The 19,065-nt window shown below is 70.2% G+C and carries 19 protein-coding genes and 1 pseudogene; 11 read left to right on the top strand and 9 right to left on the bottom strand.

The features are described 5' to 3' along the window. Positions 1 to 70: 70 nt before the first annotated feature. Positions 71 to 1,423 (bottom strand): tetratricopeptide repeat protein, encoded by a 1,353-nt coding sequence (locus tag AB0O67_RS10265; protein WP_365448217.1) that lies wholly within the window; start codon positions 1,421 to 1,423, stop codon positions 71 to 73. A 192-nt stretch (positions 1,424 to 1,615) separates the two neighbouring features. On the opposite strand from AB0O67_RS10265, the gene AB0O67_RS10260 reads away from it, so the two are divergent. After that, positions 1,616 to 2,185 carry an ATP-binding protein gene (locus tag AB0O67_RS10260; protein WP_365448215.1) on the top strand — a complete coding sequence of 190 codons (570 nt, stop codon included), beginning with the start codon at positions 1,616 to 1,618 and terminating at the stop codon, positions 2,183 to 2,185. Positions 2,186 to 2,504: 319 nt separating this feature from the next. Continuing rightward, positions 2,505 to 2,804: a hypothetical protein gene (locus AB0O67_RS10255; protein WP_365448213.1), complete on the top strand. Its 300-nt coding sequence runs from the start codon at positions 2,505 to 2,507 to the stop codon at positions 2,802 to 2,804. 410 nt (positions 2,805 to 3,214) lie between these two features. On the opposite strand, the gene AB0O67_RS10250 is transcribed toward AB0O67_RS10255, so the two are convergent. Beyond that, complete coding sequence (locus tag AB0O67_RS10250) at positions 3,215 to 3,994, bottom strand: GntR family transcriptional regulator (protein ID WP_365448211.1); 780 nt, start codon at positions 3,992 to 3,994, stop codon at positions 3,215 to 3,217. Between the two features lie 167 nt (positions 3,995 to 4,161). Between AB0O67_RS10250 and AB0O67_RS10245 the strand changes: the two genes are divergently transcribed. From AB0O67_RS10245 to AB0O67_RS10230, 4 genes are all read left to right on the top strand, one after another. Further along, positions 4,162 to 4,509 (top strand): hypothetical protein, encoded by a 348-nt coding sequence (locus tag AB0O67_RS10245; RefSeq protein WP_365448209.1) that lies wholly within the window; start codon positions 4,162 to 4,164, stop codon positions 4,507 to 4,509. Further along, positions 4,509 to 5,810, top strand: a complete 1,302-nt coding sequence (locus tag AB0O67_RS10240) for an FtsK/SpoIIIE domain-containing protein (protein ID WP_365448207.1) — start codon at positions 4,509 to 4,511, stop codon at positions 5,808 to 5,810. The genes AB0O67_RS10245 and AB0O67_RS10240 overlap by 1 nt, the downstream gene beginning before the upstream one ends. Beyond that, positions 5,807 to 6,004: a hypothetical protein gene (locus tag AB0O67_RS10235; RefSeq protein ID WP_365448205.1), complete on the top strand. Its 198-nt coding sequence runs from the start codon at positions 5,807 to 5,809 to the stop codon at positions 6,002 to 6,004. The genes AB0O67_RS10240 and AB0O67_RS10235 overlap by 4 nt, the downstream gene beginning before the upstream one ends. Before the next feature lie 299 nt (positions 6,005 to 6,303). Then, positions 6,304 to 7,662 (top strand): replication initiator, encoded by a 1,359-nt coding sequence (locus AB0O67_RS10230; protein WP_365448223.1) that lies wholly within the window; start codon positions 6,304 to 6,306, stop codon positions 7,660 to 7,662. 185 nt (positions 7,663 to 7,847) lie between these two features. Here the strand turns inward: AB0O67_RS10230 and AB0O67_RS10225 are convergent, their stop codons facing one another. Both AB0O67_RS10225 and AB0O67_RS10220 read right to left on the bottom strand, forming a co-directional pair. Continuing rightward, a complete protein-coding gene (locus AB0O67_RS10225) occupies positions 7,848 to 9,365 on the bottom strand; it encodes a recombinase family protein (RefSeq protein WP_365448203.1) in 1,518 nt (505 codons plus the stop codon). An 18-nt stretch (positions 9,366 to 9,383) separates the two neighbouring features. Beyond that, positions 9,384 to 9,554 (bottom strand): annotated as a pseudogene (locus tag AB0O67_RS10220) (DUF4291 family protein); the annotation flags it as partial. A 94-nt stretch (positions 9,555 to 9,648) separates the two neighbouring features. Between AB0O67_RS10220 and AB0O67_RS10215 the strand changes: the two are divergent. Together AB0O67_RS10215 and lnt are read left to right on the top strand one after the other, a co-directional pair. Continuing rightward, positions 9,649 to 10,128 (top strand): nuclear transport factor 2 family protein, encoded by a 480-nt coding sequence (locus tag AB0O67_RS10215; RefSeq protein ID WP_365448201.1) that lies wholly within the window; start codon positions 9,649 to 9,651, stop codon positions 10,126 to 10,128. Positions 10,129 to 10,197: 69 nt separating this feature from the next. Next, complete coding sequence (lnt, locus tag AB0O67_RS10210; RefSeq protein WP_365448199.1) at positions 10,198 to 11,766, top strand: apolipoprotein N-acyltransferase; 1,569 nt, start codon at positions 10,198 to 10,200, stop codon at positions 11,764 to 11,766. Here the strand turns inward: lnt and AB0O67_RS10205 are convergent. Then, positions 11,681 to 12,595 (bottom strand): Gfo/Idh/MocA family oxidoreductase, encoded by a 915-nt coding sequence (locus tag AB0O67_RS10205; protein ID WP_365448197.1) that lies wholly within the window; start codon positions 12,593 to 12,595, stop codon positions 11,681 to 11,683. The two genes, lnt and AB0O67_RS10205, sit on opposite strands and share 86 nt — an antisense overlap. 10 nt (positions 12,596 to 12,605) lie before the next feature. Continuing rightward, positions 12,606 to 13,838, bottom strand: a complete 1,233-nt coding sequence (locus AB0O67_RS10200; RefSeq protein ID WP_365448195.1) for an FAD-dependent oxidoreductase — start codon at positions 13,836 to 13,838, stop codon at positions 12,606 to 12,608. A 99-nt stretch (positions 13,839 to 13,937) separates the two neighbouring features. Here AB0O67_RS10200 and AB0O67_RS10195 point away from each other — a divergent pair, with 99 nt between their 5' ends. The 3 genes from AB0O67_RS10195 (at position 13,938) to AB0O67_RS10185 (ending at position 15,743) form a co-directional block, all read left to right on the top strand. Beyond that, complete coding sequence (locus AB0O67_RS10195; RefSeq protein ID WP_365448193.1) at positions 13,938 to 14,594, top strand: TetR/AcrR family transcriptional regulator; 657 nt, start codon at positions 13,938 to 13,940, stop codon at positions 14,592 to 14,594. Between the two features lie 14 nt (positions 14,595 to 14,608). Continuing rightward, positions 14,609 to 15,121 carry a DinB family protein gene (locus AB0O67_RS10190; protein ID WP_365448191.1) on the top strand — a complete coding sequence of 171 codons (513 nt, stop codon included), beginning with the start codon at positions 14,609 to 14,611 and terminating at the stop codon, positions 15,119 to 15,121. Positions 15,122 to 15,266: 145 nt separating this feature from the next. Then, positions 15,267 to 15,743, top strand: a complete 477-nt coding sequence (locus AB0O67_RS10185; RefSeq protein ID WP_365448189.1) for a hypothetical protein — start codon at positions 15,267 to 15,269, stop codon at positions 15,741 to 15,743. A gap of 89 nt (positions 15,744 to 15,832) precedes the next feature. Here the strand turns inward: AB0O67_RS10185 and AB0O67_RS10180 are convergent, their stop codons facing one another. The 3 genes from AB0O67_RS10180 to AB0O67_RS10170 form a co-directional block, all read right to left on the bottom strand. Beyond that, the gene (locus AB0O67_RS10180; protein ID WP_365448187.1) at positions 15,833 to 16,354 is read right to left on the bottom strand and encodes a hypothetical protein; all 522 of its coding nucleotides are present in this window, start codon (positions 16,352 to 16,354) and stop codon (positions 15,833 to 15,835) included. Positions 16,355 to 16,471: 117 nt separating this feature from the next. Then, on the bottom strand, positions 16,472 to 17,164 hold the full coding sequence (gene ung / locus AB0O67_RS10175) for a uracil-DNA glycosylase (protein WP_365448185.1): 693 nt from the start codon (positions 17,162 to 17,164) through the stop codon (positions 16,472 to 16,474). An 81-nt stretch (positions 17,165 to 17,245) separates the two neighbouring features. After that, positions 17,246 to 18,826 (bottom strand): ABC transporter substrate-binding protein, encoded by a 1,581-nt coding sequence (locus tag AB0O67_RS10170; RefSeq protein ID WP_365448183.1) that lies wholly within the window; start codon positions 18,824 to 18,826, stop codon positions 17,246 to 17,248. Positions 18,827 to 19,065: the final 239 nt, after the last annotated feature.

The raw sequence follows: 19,065 nt of genomic DNA, 5'->3' as shown, positions 1-19,065 counted from the left end.
TGTTTGATTCGCTCAGGTGACCTCCTCGGGTACACATCAAGATGGACAGACATCAATGCGATTGGCGGATTCAGAACGGGAGCTCGGGCCTGGCTGCCCCTCGTTTGATGGCCGTGACCTGTTCGTGGAAGTCGCGTGTGGCGGCTTCCCGGGGATAGCGGGCGCGGAGTTCCTTGTCCAGCTCGTCGGCGACTAAAAGCAGGGACGGGAGTGATTTGCGGTCTGCCTCGAGTGCCGTGGCGCCCATTCCAATGGCCTCTTCGATGTCCCCGGTGCGGGCGGCGGCAACTCCAAGAGTGAGTCGCGCTTCTGCTGCGCGCATGGGGGAGATCTCCGTGCCGTCGGGGCCGGTGCTAATGCGGATTACTGAGTGGGCGTGGGCGGCGGCGCGTTCGTCGTCTCCGAGGAGGCGGTAGGCGTCCATCTCGTAAAAGTCCCACTTGTCCGGGTCAATGATGAAGTGGTGTTCCGGGTGGTCCGGGCGGGGTAGGCGGTCCAAGCGGGCGCGGCCGGCATCGAGGGAGTCTCGGACCAAACGGCCGTCTCCCATGCGGGCGGCGGCTCGTGCCTTGTGGGCGTAGAGCTGTACGCCTACGGAATGAGTCTGGTCGGCGACGTGTCCGGCGTCGACGGCATCGAGCATGTCTTGCCAACGGCTCTGGGTGAGGGCGAACCATGCCTCGATCTCCCACGCCCACGCCATGATCTCGCCGTGGCCCGCTTCCTGGCCGATACGGAGTGCGGCGGCCTTGCTGAGGTTCGCCGCTTCGCGCTGTCCTCGGTCGTATTGGACGCACGCGTTCAGCAGGAAGAGCCATCCGGTGTCGACGAGTAGCTCTCGGTGCTGCCGCAGGGTCATGCGGCCTTCGAGTTGCTTGGTGACGTACTGAAGGCCGTTGCGGGTGCGGTCGTGAAGGTAGTCAGCATCGGCGTACGGGTACGCGCGTGCCAACTGGTCAATGCCCTGTTCGATCGATTCCAGGGCGGCGCTGTTGATGCTGGACATCTCCGTACGGCGGAGCATCTCGGCGATGTCCCAGAGGCCGGCTCCGCCTTGTGCGATCAGGGTGCTGGGGTCGTCGGTCGGGGACGTGGTGGCCGGTCGTTCCAACTCCCACGGGCGTGGCGCAAGTCCTGCGAGTTGGCCGGGGATGCGTAGGCCGTCGACGACTTCGAGGATCTTGTAGTGCTGGGTGATCCGCGGGCGGATGCCCTTGCCGTCGGACTCCGGGCGGGCCATCTTGCCGATGTGTTCGCGTTTGTAGCCGACGGCTTCGGAGATCTTGGCGTAGCTGATGTGGCCGTGGAGCTTGGCGAGTCTGAAGACTTCGCCGAAGTCGTGGTTGGCGATCGCTGACCGCACGTCCGCGCGTTCGAGCACGTGCGGCGGCAGAGCTGCCGGAGTCGGTGCTACCTCGGCCATCTCACTTCCCCATCGTGATTGACCTGACGCTCTTCGCCAGATCGTCTCTCTCGATCTGCACTCACGTCCTGATTCCGAGTGTACCGGTGAGGGGGGTCCCCAAGAGGGGGGAGCGGCAGGTGGGTTGAAGGGTGCACTCTCGTCGTCCTGCCGGGATGGCCTCGGTGGACGTGACCTGAGACGGGACCGTTCATGGACGCGAGAAGAGCGCGATCGCATGCGCACTTAGCGAGTGAACTGGATGCGTATGCGCACTGGTTCACCGCGCCGGATCCCTCGTCCGGTGGGCACTACCTGACGCTGACCCTCTTCGCCGACTGCGGCGGCAACGCGGCACGCGTCGCGCGTGACCAGACGGCCGCATTTCTCCGGGGTGTTGGCGCCGGCGCGGTGGTGGACGACGCTCGGCTGATCGTGTCAGAGCTGGTTGGGAACGTGGTGAACCACGTGGTCCCGGAACGCTCCCTGACACGTCCCGGCGGCTCCCGTCGTGTCGACGTGCACTTCAAGGTGTGGCCGAAGTGGCTCTTCATCGGGGTTGCGGATGAGGACTCGTCGCCTCCGCTGCTGCCGCTTGGTGACACGTTCTGGCCGGGGCTGATGGAAGAGCTGTCGGAAGCGGTTCTACCGGACAGCGGTCGGGGACTGCTGATCGTTCAGCGCTTGGCGGCGGCGGTCTGGTGGACGCCGGACGACCGGGGCGGCAAGACCGTGTGGTGCCGCCTCGATCTCGATGCTGGGACTCGGGGCCAGCCGTCTTGATGATCTCCGGCTGCCGTTGCGTATCTCGCTCTCTCACGAGTGCGCGGCGGCCGGGTGCCGGACGGTAACTCGTCCGGCGAACGGGGCGTGGCTCCTGAGACGGTTTGCTGAGATCCCCACTCAGCACTCAGGGGCCACGCTTCACAACCTCATACCAAGACCGGGCCACCCCATCAGCCCTGGAAAGCGAAGGGTGGCCCGGTTGGGGAACGCGAAGATCCCCGGTGCCTGATGGTACCGGGGTCTTCGTGCTGCGTATCTGCCCTGGGCCGAACAGAGTTGACGATCGGTTACCTAGATCAGGACAGAGGTGGGACACGTGAGCGGCTCGGGTGATGGCTGGCTGGGTGACGGACTGGACGACGTGGCGGGCCTGGGGTCCGGTCTGTGGGTGCGTGGCGTCGACTACATGGCGGGCTGGCGTGTGGCGCGTGAGGCCACCGAACAACTGAACCTTGCGCTCCTCGCGGCGGAGTTCGAGCCGTCCGAGTTACGGGCCGTAGCCGCTACGGACGACGAGGGGCACGGGGTGGTGCGGCTGGTGGGTCTGCCCGGTGCGGCCGTGCGGCTCGCGGGGCTCCTGGACGCGCTCGCGGACGGTGATGGTGGTGCGCGGTGAGGGATGTTTCCGCTGGTGACTGGTGCACGTGGGCACGTCGCCGGCCGGAGAGACTTTGGGCGGGAGCTGCGATGGGGCGAGTGAACAGGGGGCCTTACGCTCGCCCGGCGAATCGGGCAGGTACTGGACCTGCCCGGTGTTGTGCCCGATTGGCCCCCTGTTCTTCGAGGCTCGCCCCATGGTGGCTGCCTAAAGTCTCGGAGGCTGGCGACCCCCAGCCCCGTGGGCTCCGGCCCTCGGTGGCCGTTCGTCGCCTCGACTTCTTGGGCGTGCTGCGGTGTGGGGCGTCCGGCGCTCGGCCGGGACCGGCGGTCACGCCGCACGCCCGGCCGGGGCGGCCGGGCGTCCCGGCGCGCCGCAGGCGCGCCCTTGAGGAAGTTAAGGCTGTTTCGACCGATGCCGCTCGCCGGTCATGCCCGGGTGCGTCGGGTGGGCTGCTTGTCGGCGGTGATCCGGTAGGTGAGTTCCGCGCGGTCGGCACCGATGCGGAGTTCTTCGAGGATCAGGGGCCGGTCGTCGGTGTCGTGGGTGACGCGGGACAGGTGCAGGATCGGCGTCGCGTCCGGGAGCTGGAGCGTGGTCCGCTCGTCGGGCAAAGGCATCCGGGCACGCACAGTCTCGGACCAGGTGAGCTTGTGGCCGGCTTCGGTGAGCTGCCGGTAGAACGCTGCCGGGCGCTTACACGGCTCCTCCCTGAGTACCGGAACGGCGTCGGCCACGGCGAACGGGATCAGCGTGCGGTGCATCGCCCGCGTGCCCGTGCTCGGGTCGAACAGCAGCCGGTCACAGCCGAAGAGGGCCTCTTCCTCACCGAGTTCGAGGAGTCGGCCGGTGGCCTTCGTGGTGTGCGTGCGGTAGGCGCTGGCCTCTTCGCTCTCCTGCCACACGTCACCGTTGGGCATGACGAACTTCCCGTCTGCCGTACGGCTGATGCGGCGCTCGATCGTCAGCGATGGCTGTCCGTCGGAGCGTACGAAGCTGCCCTTGCCGTGGCGGACGTCGATCAGGCCTTCCGCGCGCAGTGCAGCAATGGCGTTGCGGACGGTCGGGCGGGACACGGCGTAGCGGTTCATGAGCTGGGCTTCGGACGGCAGCAGGGACTCGGGGGCGAACTCGCCCGACAGGATCGCCTCGCGGATGGCGGCGGCCACCTGCTGGTAGAGGGCTCCGGGGCGCTGGATCTCCGACATATGGGCATCTCCGACGGGTCGGTGTCGTAGGCACGTCGCACGTGCCGCGTCACTCGTCAGCATAAGTAGTTGCGCTCTCGCCGTACAGCACTCCACACTCGTCACTCGTAAGGATAAGTGACGTCAGTATCAAGCTGGCGTCGTGACTGGCCAGGGAGGCCTACGAAATGCAGTCCATTCCCGTGGACACGGCGCGGCTCGGCGTACTGCGGTGCGCCATCGCTCCGGAAGTAAAGATCAGCAACTCCGAGACACAGGAGGTGAAGAAGGACCGGGACGGCAACCCCGTCTACACGGTGGCGGTGACCGTGCGGCAGGACCGGCGGCGGATCTCCGTCATCGAGATCGCTGTCAGCGGTGAGCCGACCGGGATCGAGGAAGGGCAGATCGTGAAGGTCACCGGGCTGGTGGCGTTCATGTGGGCGATGGGCGACCGGCACGGCGTCAGTTTCCGGGCCGATGCCATCACCCCCGTTCGTACGTCTGCCGCGCACGGCAAGGGCGGTGAAGCGTGATGGAGCCGTACATCATCGCCCTCGCCCTGGCCGTGCTGGCCTGGATGCTCGTCGTCGGTGACCTGGTACGCCGGCACCGTCCGGTCTGGCACTGGTACCTCGTCGGCTACCCGCTGACCGCCTGGCGGGTCGTCTCCACCTGGCGGCGGGTCGCCGTGCTCAACGACCTGGCTGTGTCCCGTCTTCCCGCCCGGACTCTCGTCGGTCACCTGCTGGTCAAGGGTGACCCGGTCCGGCCGGTCGCTCCGCGCTGCTCCTTCCCGCGCGTCACCCCGATGGGGTTGTCCGTGGTGGTGCGGCTGCATGCGGGCCAGACTCCGGCGACATATCTGAAGGCGGCGGATGCGTTCGTGCACGCGTGGAAGGCGCACGCCGTGCGGGTCACCACGCCGGAACGCGGCCTCGTGCTGCTGACCGCGATGGCCCATGACCCGCTGGAGCGGCCCGGCTTAGCCACGGCTCCGGCCGCACTCCTCTCGGCCCTGGTCGGTGCGCTGGAGACGGGCGGGGGGTGGGTGATGGACCTGCGTCTCGTGCCGCACTGGCTGATCACCGGGGCAACCCGGTCCGGTAAGTCGACCCTGCTGGCCCGGCTTATCACCCAACTTGCGACGCAACGCGTCGCCCTGGTCGGTGTCGACTGCAAAGGCGGCATGGAGCTCGGCCTGTTCACCGCACGGCTGAGCGCCCTGGCCACCTGTCGGAGAGAAGCGGTCGCGGTGCTCTCGGCCCTGGTCGTCGACATGCAGGACCGGATGAGCGCGTGCCGGTCGGCCGGTGTCCGCTCGGTCTGGGAGCTCCCGGACAAGCTCCGGCCGGTCCCGGTCGTCGTCCTGGTCGACGAGATCGCGGAACTGTACCTGTTCGACGGCACCCGCGAGAGCAAGGCGGAGACCGAACAGTGCTCCACGCTCCTGCTACGGCTGGCCCAGCTCGGTGCCGCTCTCGGCATTCACCTGGTCGTGGCCGGCCAACGTGTCGGCTCTGACCTTGGTACCGGCGTCACCGCTCTCCGGGCCCAACTCGGTGGCCGGATCTGCCACCGGGTCAACGACCCCGGCACGGCTGAGATGACCCTCGGCGATCTCAACAAGGACGCTGTGGCCGTCGCCCAAGCCATCACGGCGGAAGAGCGCGGCGTGGCCGTCTGCACCGGCCCTGACGGCGGATGGAGCCGCGCCCGCTCGCACCTGACCCCGACGGATGAGGCCGTGGCCACGGCCCGGAAGTACTCCGCGATGACCCCGGAACTGCCCCTCGTCACCCGCGCGCTTGCCGTGCTGGAAGGAGAGTCCAAGTGATCAGCGAAGGTACGGCGTTCACGTTCGCGGTGATCTTCGGGATCATCACCGTCCTCCTCGTCCGCTCCCGCGACGTGCGCGCCTGGGAAGCGGTCTGCGTCGGCCTCTTCGGCCTCTACCTCGGCCAGACCCCCGTGATCTTCACCATCCACGGACTCGTCACCTGGCTCATCAACGGCTTCTCCCACACCTGAGCAGAGAGGACACCCGGCCATGCCCATGCCTCGCGTGAGGTGCCCCCACTGCAAGGGCGACGGAGCCCGTAGGACCTGGACCGGACGGATCCGGCGCTGCCGCGTCTGCCGGGGCACCGGCACCATCCGCTGAACCCCCGCCACAACCGACCGACCTGCAAGGGAGCGATCCGAATGACCGACCTCGCGCCACCAACCCACATCCGTGCCGCTACGGCGGCTCACCCCGGAAGGCCACCACCATCACCCCGGACTACACCCCGGCTGACAGGCGCGCCCTGCTCGACCGCGCGGCGCGCCTGCGTCAGCTCCCCGAAACCGACCGCGACGCAATCCGCCTCGCCCAAGATCCGCAATTCTCCCGCTGGCTGGAACAGATCACCGCAACCGGCGGCTGCTCCCACCCCGTCCACCTCTCCGGCTCCACCACCACCCTGGACGGCACGACCGGCGAGATCCTCCGCCACTACGACACCCGCGACGAACCCGGCGAACGCCTCCTCGTCCGCTGCCGCAACCGCCGCGCCACCATCTGCCCCGCCTGCTCCCGCCTGCACGCCGGAGACACCTACCACCTCGTCCGCGCCGGCCTCCTAGGAGGCAAGAACATCCCCGCCACCGTCCGCCACCGACCCCGGCTCTTCGTCACCCTCACCGCTCCGTCCTTCGGACCGGTCCACCGGGCTGGCGAACGGTGCCGCCTCCGCCGCGACGGCGGCATCTGCGAACACGGGCGCCCCCTCGGCTGCGGCACGCTCCACGCCCCGGATGCCCCGGTCGTCGGCGAACCGCTCTGCCCCGACTGCTACGACTACACAGGCCACGTCCTCTGGCACGCGCACGCCTCCAAGCTGTGGGACCGGTTCGTCATCGACGTGCGGCGGCGTCTCGCCTCCTCCGCCGGTCTCGTACAGTCCCGCTTCGCCGATCACGCCCGGCTCTCCTTCGCCCGCGTCGCTGAGTACCAGAAGCGGGCGGCCGTCCACGTCCATGCCGTCGTCCGCCTCGACGGACCGGCCGGGCCCAACGACGAACCTCCGGCCTGGGGCACTGGGCAACTCCTCATCGATGCCGTACGCAACTCTGCCCGGCGCGTCCTGGTCCACTCGTCCTACAGCCCGGCCGTGGGTGAGCGGGCCTTGCGCTGGGGTGAGCAGATCGACGCCCGGCCACTGCGCACCGACGGCGCCGGTCCCGATGACGACGCTGTGGCGGCGTACGTCGCCAAGTACGTGACCAAGGGAGCGAGCGAAACCGGCGCCGGCCTCGACTACCCGCTGACCACCTGGGCCGACATCGAGTCGGCACCCGTCAGCGCACACGTCCGAACCCTCATGCGCGCCTGCTGGCGTCTCGGTGGCCTCCCTGAGTACGAGCCTCTCCGCCTCCAAGCCTGGACTCACACGCTTGGCTACCGCGGCCACATCCTCACCAAATCCCGCGCCTACTCCACCACCTACGCAGCACTCCGTGCCGAACGTGCCCACCACATGGGCCACGCGGACACCCCCGACGCGGTCACCGAACGGCAATGGCGCTACGTCGGCTCCGGCCACACCCCCGGGGCGGCCCTCATCGCGGCTGGTGTCGCCGACGACCTGTTGCGCAACCGAGAGATCGCCCACGAAGAGATCCGCTGGACGGCGGTGGGCCATTGACGAAACAGAACCGCGACGCAGATAGAGCCCGCCACTTGGAAAGAGTCTGCCGGACCTTCTCCACCAGGATCGGCCCGGAGTCAGCAAGGCGACTGGCCCGTCTCCTGGAACGTCAACCAGGGGGAAAGATCGAATGAGACGGCAAAAGGGGGCCTCGTGTGAGGCCCCCTTCTCTGTGCTGGGACTTAGATCCAGATCGGGTTCTGCTCGATGTCGATCCTGCCGTAGTCGAAGTATCGACCCTTCTTGGTCGCTTCCTTGATCTTGACCGCCGCGAACAGAAAGCGCATCACGGCGTTCATCCGCTGGTAGTCCTCAGCCTCCTTCAGGGCCTCCCAGCTCGCCCGCGCGTGCGGGCCCACAAGACCCTCCAGAACCTCGGTGGTCGGACGGACGATCATCTTGCGCTCGATCTCCGCGATGCGCGCTTCGACGGTCCTGCGCATCTCGCGGTACTCCCGAGTCTTGAGCTCCTGCTTCTGCCACATGTCCTTGAGTTCATCGAGCTCGCGACGGTCCGCCTCGATGGCAGCCCGGTCCTCCTCCGACAGTTCAGAGGGCGTCGGCGCCTCCGACAGATCAAGCCGCTCAAGAAGGTTGATCGCGGCTTCGCTCACGAACTCTTCCAAGATCGGGGCGGAGATGACTCTGTTGCAGCGCGGAATGTCGAGCCGCTGAGTGTGATGGCATACGTACTTCGCGCCGCTCCCCCCTGACCCGCCCATGATCCTGCCGCACCCCGTGCAAGTGACCACACCACGCAGCAGATAGAACCTGCTCGGCTTCTTGCCGTTCGCCAGTTTGGCTGCCCGGTAGGTGCGTCGCTCCCGGACTTCGAGCCACATCCCCCGGTCAATGATTGCGGGCCACTCGCCGTCCCCGACCTCCTCACCCCGGAACACACGGATCCCGGCGACGTGGCGGTTGTCGAGGGTGTCTCGCACACGCGGGGCAGTCCAGTTACGCCCTTCGGCGGTCTTCTCACCCCGTTCGAACAGCTCCTTGGCCAGTTGAACCGGGCTCACCCCGTCGAGATAGCGAGCGAAGATCTCCCGCACGACCTCGGCTTCTTCAGGAATGATCAACGTGCCGGTCTTGTCGTACCCATAGCGCCGTCGGCCGGTGTGCGGCCTCCCGTCCTGCACACGGTCGATCATGGAGTCGATCAGTCGGCGGGACGTGTCGTCACTCGACCGGCACGCGTGCGCGACCTCGATCCGCAGGAAGAAGCGGTCATCGGGGTCCGCGAGATCGCGCCGGTTCGCCTGACCGTGCAACGTGATGTCGTGATCGTCGGCGATCTGCAAGAGCTCTTCGAGATCACGCGGCTGCCGCATCAGCCGGTCCGGGTGGTACGTGAGGACGTGACGCACGCGGCCCTCGCCGGCCTCGGCCAGTAGCGCATCCCACCCCGGCCGCTTGCGCTTCCGCTGCCATGCCGACCGGTTGTTGTCCACGAACACCTGGTCTTCGTCGACCACGAGCCCGAGACGGTCGGCCACCTCTCGGCAGATGCTTTCCTGGCGCTCCACGCCCGTCTGGTCGTCGTCGTTCACGTGGGAGATGCGGCAATAGATCGCCGCCGACTCTCCCGCCCAGTCGGCGCGGTGCTTCTTCGCCCTTTCCCCGCCAGCTGCCTGCCTGGCCCGGAGGGCTCGCCGTAACCGGGCGTCCGTCTGCTGATCGTTGTCGTCTTCAGCCATGGAAAGAGGCTATGAGCACGGCTTGATCCAGGTCATCCGCTCCCGCTTCCACGTGGCCGGAAAGCGGCCCGCGCGGGCCGCCGGGAGGCCGATGCCGGGGCGGTACGCCTGGTAGACCGTGAGCGTGGAGTCGGTGTGGCGGGCCCGAACGCGGAATCTCGGCTCGGGGCGACCGGTCTGATCGTTCACGCCGGACAGCTTCGCGCGCTCCGGTCGGATACGACCACCGAATATCACGGCACGCCCTCTTGGCGCGGCCCGCCCCGTACCCAACACTGAGCCGATGACGCAGCGCGTGGAGCTCGCGACCGTGATGGACAGGCTGGCCGTCGACGGTCTGGTCACCGACTACGCCGTGGCGGTGGACGACGGCGACTGGGAGGCGTACCGGAAGCTGTTCACGCCGGACGGCCGGGCGGACTACCGCTCGGCCGGCGGCATCGAGGGGGACGCCGGACAGGTCGCCACGTGGCTGGCCGAGAGCTTGCGCGTGTTCGCCATGCGCCAGCACCTCGTCGTCAACCGCCGGATCCGCTTCGGGGTCCTGGAGCGGGACACCGGCGACACGGCCCGGGTCCAGGCCGACTACGTCAATCCGATGCGCCTCGCGCCGGACGGCTCGGCGGAACCCGACTTCGTGTGCGGCGGCCGGTACGCCTTCGAGGTCCGCCGCACGGCCGACGGCTGGCGGCTGCACGAAGTCGTCGTGCGCGAGAAGTGGCGGCGTATGCCGCAGGGGACCGGGGTACCTGTGATCGACTGAGCGGGCGCCCGCTGTACCGAGATCGCCGGCCGCGCGCACACTGGATCCACGGGGGTAGGGAGGCGCCGTATGAAGAGGCTGGGCCGCCGGCTCGACTCCCCGTGGTGGCGCTCCGGGACCGCCGCGGTGGCGGGCGCACTGCCCATGCTCGCCTTCCCGGCTCCGTCCCTGTGGTGGTTCGCCTACGTCGCCCTGGTGCCGTGGATCCTTCTCGTGCGCACCGCGCCGACCGGACGGCGGGCGCTGTACGACGGCTGGTGCGGCGGCTTCGGGTTCATGCTGGCCGTGCACCACTGGCTGCTGCCCAACCTGCATGTCTTCACGTTCGTCATCGCGGCCCTGCTCGGGGCGCTGTGGGCACCGTGGGGCTGGCTCGTCCGCCGGTTCCTCGGTGGGGTCCCGTCACCGGGGCGGATCGCGGCCGCGCTGCTGGTGCTGCCGTCGGGCTGGCTGGCGGTGGAGCTGGTGCGGTCCTGGCAGGGGCTCGGCGGCCCCTGGGGCATGCTGGGCGCCAGTCAGTGGCAGGTGGGACCGGCGCTGCGGCTGGCCTCGGTGGGCGGGGTGTGGCTGCTGAGCCTGCTGCTGGTGGCCGTCAACGTCGCGGTCGCCGTGCTCGTGTCGGTGCGCGCGTCCCGGACACCGGCCCTGGCCGCCCTGCTCGCCACCGCCGCGGCCACGTCGGCGGCCTGGGTCTGGTCCCCGCGCCCGCACGTCGACGGCGAGGCGCGGGTGGCCGTCGTGCAGCCGGGTGTCGTCGCGGGTCCCGGCCCACGCTTCGACCGCGAGGAAGAACTCGCCGGACGGCTCGCCGGGCAGGACCCCGACCTGATCGTCTGGGGCGAGAGCAGCGTCGGCTACGACCTCGCCAGCCGGCCCGACCTGGCGCGGCGCATCGCGGCGCTGTCCCGCGAGACCGGCGCCCCGATCCTGGTCAACGTGGACGCCCGCCGCTCGGACCGGCCCGGCATCTACAAGAGCTCGGTGCTGATCGGCCCGGACGGCCCGACCGGTGACCGCTACGACAAGATGCGGCTGGTCCCGTTCGGCGAGTACATCCCGCTGCGCTCGCTGTTCGGCTGGGCCACCTCCGTGGGCGAGGCCGCGGCCGAGGACCGCAGGCGCGGCACCGAACAGGTCGTGATGGACGCCGGGGACGGGCTGCGGGTCGGCCCGATGGTCTGCTTCGAGTCGGCTTTCCCCGACATCAGCCGCAGCCTCGCCCGCGGCGGCGCCGAGCTGCTGGTCGCGCAGTCGGCGACCTCGACGTTCCAGCAGAGCTGGGCGCCCGCGCAGCATGCCTCGCTGGCCGCGCTGCGGGCCGCCGAGAGCGGTCGCCCCATGGTGCACGCGACCCTGACCGGCGTCTCCGCTGTGTATGGCCCCGAGGGAGGGCGGATCGGCCCGCCGCTCGGGACGGACGCGAGCACCGCACGGGTGTACGAGGTGCCGCTGGCCGACGGGGTCACGCCGTACGCTCGCCTGGGCGCCTGGCCGGTCCATGCCGCCCTGCTGGTGCTGCTCGCCCTGGCGCTCTTGGAGGGCGGGCGGTCGGTCAGGCGGCCGCGCCGGAACGCTCCTGAACCGCCAGGACCACCCGCTCACACAGTTCGTGAGTCGCCAGCGCGTCCCGGGCGCTGAGCGGCTTGCCCGCACGCACGGCGTCGAGGAAGCCCAGCACGGCCTGCTCGATGCCGCGCTGCCGGGCCACCGGCACCCAGTCGCCGCGCCGCCGCAGGCTCGGCTGGCCCTTGTGGTCGATCACCTCGGCGAGGTTGGTCACCTGCCGCTTGGTGTCCTGACCCGAGACCTCCAGGATCTCCTCGGCCGACCCGCTGAGCCGGTTCATCACGCCGAGCGCGGTGAAGCCGTCCCCGGCGAGCTGGAGCACGACGTGGTGCAGCAGCCCGTCCACGCCGCGGGCGCGCACGGTCACGTCGTCGATCTCGCCCGGCACCAGGAAGCGCAGCGTGTCCACGACGTGGATGAAGTCGTCCAGGATCATCGTGCGCGGCTCCTCCGGCAGCCCCACCCGGTTCTTCTGCATGAGGATCAGCTCGCGCGGGTGTTCGGCGCACTGCACGTACGCGGGCGCGTGCCGCCGGTTGAAGCCGACGGCGAGACTCACGCCCAGCTCCTCGGCGAGCGCCACCAGCCGCTCGGAGTCGGCGAGTTCGTACGCCAGCGGCTTGTCGACGTACGTCGGGACGCCCGCCTGGAGCAGCCGCGTGACGATCTCGGGGTGCACGAGCGTGGGCGCGTGCACGAAGGCGGCGTCGAGGTCCTGGGCGAGGAGGTCGTCCAGGGTGCCGTGGCGCTGCGCGGGCGGCAGGTGATGGCTGTCGGCGACGCGGTTCAGCGTGGCGGGCGTGCGGGTCTGCAGATGCAGTTCGACCCCGGGCTGGACCCCGAGCACCGGCAGATACGCCTTCTGCGCGATGTCACCGAGTCCGATGCAGCCGACCTTCACGGGAGCTCCTTCACTGCTTGCCTGCGGGGGTCTGCCCGGAAGCATACGGCGGCCCCGGCGGACGCCAGTCGGCGATACCGTCGAAGCTGCGCAGCAGGAGCGTCGGCGCTGCCTTCGACAGCGCGGCGACCATGGCGTCGCGCACTGCCGTCGGCGCCCTGCCGGTCATCATGTTCAGCCGCGCGGCCTTCCCGGCCTGGCGCGCGATGGCCGTGGTCCGGGGAAGCCGGGCCGCGGTGTACTCGGCGAGGCCTGCGGTGATGGCGGCGCCCTGTGCTCCCGTGGCGCCGGGTGCCTGGAAGTGCGCAAGGACGATCGCGTCCTCGACGGCCTGGTTGCCGCCCTGCCCGAGGGTCGGCGGCATCGCGTGGGCGGCGTCTCCGAGCAGGGCCACCCGGCCGCGGTGGTACGCGGGCAGCGGCTCGGCGAGGTGGTGCACGTCGTGACGCAGCACGTCCTCGGGCCGGGCGGCGGCGAGCACGGCGGGTACGGGGTCGTGCCAGTCCCCGAACAGCCGCAGCAGCTCGGCCTTCTCGTCGTCGGGCGCGCGCCGCCCCGGGGGCGTGACGGCGGCGGCGTACGCGTAGACACGGCCGTCCTTGAGGGGATGCGTGCCCCAGATGCGGCCCCGGCCCCAGGTCTCGTGCGAGGCGAACTCCGCACCGGGCACGGGGATGACCACCCGCCAGGTGGTGAACCCGGCGTAGGCGGGCCCTGGATGGCGCGGGAAGAGGACGGGGCGTACGGCGGAGTCGACGCCGTCCGACGCGACGACCAGGTCGGCGTCCCACGCGCCGTCCGGGGTGGTCACGCGGGCCGGGCGGTCCGCGTCGCCGGGCTCGGCGAGGGTCGCCGGGGCCGAGGTGCGCACGAGGTCCTCGGGGAGGCGCGCCCTCAGGGCGTCGACCAGCGTGGCGCGGTGCAGCAGGACCAGCGGGCCGCCGAAGCGCTCGGCCAGCGCGTGGGCGCTGGACCGGGTCAGCCACCGTCCGTCCGGGGTGCGCAGTCCGCCGTCGCCCTGCCAGGCGGCGAGCGCGCGGATCTCGTCGCCGAGGCCGACGACGTCCAGGGCCCGCAGGGAGTTGGGCGCGAGCGAGATGGCCGCGCCGACGGGGGCGAGGGAGCGGGCGCGTTCCAGGACGGTGACCTGCCAGCCGCGCCGGTGCAGGGCGAGGGCGGCGGTGAGGCCGCCGATGCCGCCGCCGATCACGACGGCACGGGGCGGGACGGACGACGCTGCCATGGCTCCCCCTTGTTCCGGGTTCCCGAGGGTTCACTACATCTGTAGTTGGCTCGGTGTCGACCGTACTACAGGTGTAGTCGGAGCGGTAGGTTGAAGGGCATGTCCGTACCCACCACGGGCGCGTCCCGCGCCGATCTCGTCGCCGACACCGCCCTCGCCCTGCTGGCCCAGCGCGGGATGCGCGGGCTGACGCACCGGGCGGTGGACGAGGCGGCCCGGCTCCCCCAGGGCTCCACCTCCAACGTCGCCCGCACCCGCCAGGCGCTGCTGGAGCTGGCGGTGCGGCGGCACGCCGAACGGGAGGCGCGGGTCCTCGCCCTGCACGAGATGCCGGACCCCGAAGGAGGGCTCGACGCGCTGCTCGACGGCCTCGCCCTCGCGGTGCACCGCTCCCTCACCCACCACCGCGAACTGGTCGTCGCCCGCTACGAACTCGCCCTGGAGGCCACCCGCCGCCCCGAACTGCGCGCGTACTACGACGCCACGGGCGCCCGCTTCCGCGTGCAGCTGAACGAGCTCGTCACGGCGATGGGGTCGACCGACCCGGCCCGGCACGTGCTGATGCTGGTCGCCTGGGGCGAGGGGCTGATGTTCAGCTGTGTGGCGGGGTCGTTCAACGCGGAGGTGCCGGGTCCGGACGAGGTGCGGGCGGGGCTGCGCGAGCTGCTCGGCGGGATGTTCGGCGGGGCCGCCGGCGAGGAGTTCGGCCGGGCGCCGGGGCGGCCGAAAAGGACCTTGGTGGATCCTGCGGGGTGAGCGAGGATGCGCTCATGAATACGGAGCGCCGCGAGCCCGCCCAGGACGCCGATGAACGGGCCATGCTGGAGGGCTGGTTGGAGTATCACCGGCAGACGCTGGCGTGGAAGTGCGAAGGGCTGAGCGACGCGCAGCTCCGGACCGCGGCCGTGGAGCCGTCCGAGCTGTCCCTGATGGGGCTGGTGCGGCACATGGCGGAGGTGGAACGGGGCTGGTTCCGCAAGGTGCTGGTCGGCGACGACCCGGGGCCCATCTACTACACCGAGGAGGACCGCGACGGCGACTTCCACCTCACCGAGGCGGACACCTGGGCGGAGGCGTACGCCACCTGGCAGGCGGAGATCGCGACCGCCCGGACCAACGCGGCCGGCTTCGCACTGGACGACCTCTCCAAGGGCCGGAGCCGCCACACCGACAAGCCGTTCAACCTGCGCTGGATCTACACCCACATGATCGAGGAGTACGCCCGCCACAACGGCCACGCGGATCTGATCCGCGAGCGCGTGGACGGGGCGACGGGCGACTAGACCGCGGGCCCGGCGCACCTGACGCGCCCCGAACGTCAGCCCGGCGATTCACGCAGCCTCCCTGCGGGGGCGTACTTCACCCGTCCGGAGCAAACTGCGCTTGTCCATCGGGTCCCGCGGGGCCCGAGCCACCAGAGTTGCGCGGGTGCATCGAACGACGACCACCGCGACGCTGCTCGTCACCGTGGCTCTCTCCGCGGTCTCCGGCTGTGTGACCGTCCAGCGGGGCCCCGCCGCCGTGCCGCCGGCGCCGGCCCCGCCGTCGGCACCGGGTCGGGACGGCCGCACCGAGCCGCAGATCGTGCAGGCGCCGGCCCGCGAGGCCCTGGAGCTGATCGGCCCGTCCCGCCGGCCCGGCACCGCCGCGCCGGAGTCACGCCGTCCGCGGGCCCCGGCACCGGCCCAGCAAGTCCCGTCCCCGCCGCGCGCGCAGTCCCGCCCGCACTCCGACCCGCCCCGCCCGGAGCCGCACCGCCCACGGCAGCCGCCGCCGGCCGCGGTCCCGGACGTCTCCGCCACGATCGGCGCGACCACCGACGTGTGCGCCCTGGGCAGGAAGTACGGCGGCTGGCGCCCGGACAGCCCGGAGGCGGTGATCTGCGAGCAGACCTACGGCCGGTGAGGCAGCCGCCTCACAGATCCCAGGGCCGGTTGGGCGGCTGCCTCACAGACCCGGGCCCCGCGAGGCAGCCGCCTCGGCACCGGTACGGCTCACGGCCGCTGGCGAGGCGGCCCCCAGGAACTCCCACCCGGCAAACCCCCATCCCCAAGCCGCAGCTCCATCCGCCCGATGGCCGCCCGCACCCCCTCCCCGTACCGGTCGTCGGCCAGCGCGTCCGCCGCTCCGCGAGCCCGGCGGAGATGCGTACGGGCGGCGTCGGAGCGGCCGAGTTTGACGTAGTCGGCGGCGAGGTTCAGGTGGAGGGAGGGATACAGGGCGCGCACCGCGAGGGCGCCCTCGTGGGCCGCGAGGCGGTCGTCGCTCAGCTCCTCCGCGGCGCCCAGCGCCCTGAGATCCCAGGCCAGCTCGTCGCACGGGTCGTCCTGGGCGTCGGCCATGTAGTGGGCCAGCGTGCAGCGGTGCAGCGGGTCGCCGTCCTCGCCGATCTCCGTCCACAGTTGGAGGAAGCGGTGCCGGGCCTCCTCGCGGTCCCCCGCGTGGTGCAGCATGACGACCTGCCCGATCCGCGTCATCACGGCATCCGGCGCCGCCTGCTCCTGTTGCTCCGACACCGCATCCTCCGCGCGCTCACCGACATCCCGTCCGTGCCGACGCTAACGGCCGCCACCGGCAATCCCGGCGAGGCGGGGCCGACCCGGAACGCCGGCCGGCCCTCGGCTCCTCGCGCATCAGGCCGGGTCGGCCAGGTTCGGGATGCGCCAGTCCACCGGCTCGTGTCCCTGCCGCGCGATCGCCTCGTCGATCTGCGTGAACGGACGGGAGCCGAAGAACCTCTTCGCCGACAGCGGCGAGGGGTGCGCACCCTTCACCACCACGTGCCGCGTCTCGTCGATCAGCGGCAGCTTCTTCTGAGCGTAGTTGCCCCACAGCACGAACACCGCCGGGTCGGGCCGCTGGGCCACCGCGCGGATCACCGCGTCGGTGAACTTCTCCCAGCCCTTGCCCTTGTGCGAGTTGGCCTCGCCGGCCCGGACCGTCAGCACCGCGTTGAGCAGGAGCACTCCCTGGCGGGCCCACGGCATCAGATAGCCGTTGTCCGGGACCGGCAGGCCCAGCTCCTGCTGCATCTCCTTGTAGATGTTGCGCAGCGAGGGCGGGGTCTTCACCCCGGGACGCACCGAGAAGCACAGGCCGTGGCCCTGTCCCTCGCCGTGGTACGGGTCCTGGCCGAGGACCAGGACCTTCACCTTCTCGTAAGGGGTGGCGTCGAGCGCCGCGAAGACCTCCTCGCGCGGCGGGTAGACGGGACCGGCAGCCCGCTCCTCCTCCACGAACTCCGTCAGCTCCTTGAAGTAGGGCTTGTGGAGTTCGTCGCCCAGGACCCCGCGCCAGGACTCGGGCAGCATCGCGATGTCGGTCACGTCAACTTCCTTACGGTGTGCGGTCGGTTCCGGAGCACAGAACCTACCGGCGACCACTGACAACGCCCGCCACGGGCCGCGTCACCAGCTGGTCTTCCGGGACAGCTCCCACACCATCATGATCGTCGACGGGTCCAGGGCGCGCTCGGCGCCGGAGATCTCCACGCTGGCGGCGACATACTGCTTGCCCTGCCACAGCGGCAGCAGCCGTACGTCCTGGACGAGGATCTGCTGGGCCTCCTCGAAGTCGGACTCCACCTGGGCCCGGTCGCTCTCGCGGCGGGAGCGGGGCAGCAGCTCCCCGGTGATCTTGGGCGCCGGGTACGGCGTACCGAGGGCGTTCTGTTCGCCGACGAAGGGCGCGATGTAGTTGTCGGCGTCCGGGAAGTCGGGGAACCAGCCACGCCCGAACACCGGGTACTCGCCCTTCTGGTAGCCCTCGACGTAGGTCTTCCAGGGCCGGCTCTTCAGGGTGATCTGGAACAGGCCGGAGGCCTCCAGCTGCCGCTTGAGCTCCTGGAACAGGACGGCGGTCTCGGAGCCGTAGCGGTCGGTGGTGTACCAGAAGGTGAGCGGGACCGGCTCGTCGATGCCGTCGTCGCTGAGGATCGAGCGGGCCTTGTCCGGGTCGGGGTCGCCGAAGTTGTCGAAGAAGCCGGTGGTGTGGCCGGTGAGGCCCTTGGGGACCATCGAGTAGAGCGGGTCGACGGTGTCCTTGTAGATCGCATGGGCGATTCTCGGCCGGTCGACGACCTGGGCGACGGCCCGGCGCACGGACGGCTTGCCGGCCCACGAGTCCTTCGGGTTGAACACCAGATAGCTGATGTCGGCGCCCGCGCCCTCGACGAGCTGGAGGGTCTCGTCGGCGTCCCTGCCCTGCAGCGCGACGATGTCGTCGGCGGCGAGACCGCGGTAGGTCACGTCGATGTCCTGGTCGCGCAGTGCCTTGACCATGGCACCGGATTCCTGGAAGTAACGGATGGTGACCGCATCGTTTCTTCGTTCGGCGAAGCCCTTGTAGCTGTCGTTGCGCACGAGTTCGGCCCGCGTGCCCTCGTCGTACGAGTCGAGGAGGTACGGCCCGGAGCCGGTCACCCCGCCGTCCTCGCGGAGCTTGTCGGCCGGGTAGTCGTCGGGGTCGACGACGGACATGGCGGGGGTGGCGAGCACGAACGGGAAGGTGGCGTCCGCGGTCTTGAGGTGGAAGACGACCTCGCGGTCGCCGAGCGCCTGCACCCGGTCCAGGCTGCCCAGCAGCCCGGCGGGACCGCCCGGCGCGTCGATGGCCAGGATCCGGTCGATGGAGTGCTTGACGGCCTGCGCGTCGAGCGCGTCGCCGTCGGAGAAGGTCAGCCCCCCACGCAGCTTGCAGCTGTACACCCGGTTGGTCGCGTCGGCGAACTTGCAGCTCTCGGCGGCGTCGGGCTGGGGCGTGGTGGCGCCGGTGGGGTAGCTCAGCAACGTCTGGTAGATGTTGCGGAACAGCTCCCAGGAGCCGTCCCAGGAGGCGGCCGGATCCAGCGTGCTGGGGGCGCTGGTGGTCCCCACGACGATCGGACCCCCTTCGGCAGGGTCGCCGTCCGAAAACAGGCTGCAACCGGCCAACAGGGATATGGAAGCGATCGCCGCCACTTGCCGCAGGCCTCGGTTCCGGTTGAACACGCGCACGCTCCTCGATCTGCCATACCAAGGGTCGGCAGACCCTATCGCAGGCAAAGACGGCCTGAACCGTGCTTGCGCGAGGTCGTTGATCAGTCTCCGTATGACGACGTTGTCATCGACCCGCACGCCGCCAATTTGTCGACAGGGGCGCCGATTTCGTCAACAAAATCGCGTCAGGCGATCACCGTTGACGGAGCCGACGCCCCTGTCCGAAAAGATCCGATCCGCTCAGGCCCGAT

Source organism: Streptomyces sp. NPDC086077, from assembly GCF_040686175.1.
Taxonomy (GTDB): Bacteria; Actinomycetota; Actinomycetes; order Streptomycetales; family Streptomycetaceae; genus Streptomyces.
The sequence above is the reverse complement of the archived record's forward strand: the minus strand, read 5'-3'. Positions and strand labels throughout refer to the sequence as shown.

Coding starts and splice junctions, on each gene's coding strand:
- AB0O67_RS10265 (WP_365448217.1), bottom strand. CDS start 1,423: ATGGCCGAGGTAGCACCGACTCCGGCAGCTCTGCCGCCGCACGTGCTC.
- AB0O67_RS10260 (WP_365448215.1), top strand. CDS start 1,616: ATGGACGCGAGAAGAGCGCGATCGCATGCGCACTTAGCGAGTGAACTG.
- AB0O67_RS10250 (WP_365448211.1), bottom strand. CDS start 3,994: ATGTCGGAGATCCAGCGCCCCGGAGCCCTCTACCAGCAGGTGGCCGCC.
- AB0O67_RS10245 (WP_365448209.1), top strand. CDS start 4,162: ATGCAGTCCATTCCCGTGGACACGGCGCGGCTCGGCGTACTGCGGTGC.
- AB0O67_RS10240 (WP_365448207.1), top strand. CDS start 4,509: ATGGAGCCGTACATCATCGCCCTCGCCCTGGCCGTGCTGGCCTGGATG.
- AB0O67_RS10225 (WP_365448203.1), bottom strand. CDS start 9,365: ATGGCTGAAGACGACAACGATCAGCAGACGGACGCCCGGTTACGGCGA.
- AB0O67_RS10215 (WP_365448201.1), top strand. CDS start 9,649: ATGACGCAGCGCGTGGAGCTCGCGACCGTGATGGACAGGCTGGCCGTC.
- lnt (WP_365448199.1), top strand. CDS start 10,198: ATGAAGAGGCTGGGCCGCCGGCTCGACTCCCCGTGGTGGCGCTCCGGG.
- AB0O67_RS10200 (WP_365448195.1), bottom strand. CDS start 13,838: ATGGCAGCGTCGTCCGTCCCGCCCCGTGCCGTCGTGATCGGCGGCGGC.
- AB0O67_RS10195 (WP_365448193.1), top strand. CDS start 13,938: ATGTCCGTACCCACCACGGGCGCGTCCCGCGCCGATCTCGTCGCCGAC.
- AB0O67_RS10190 (WP_365448191.1), top strand. CDS start 14,609: ATGAATACGGAGCGCCGCGAGCCCGCCCAGGACGCCGATGAACGGGCC.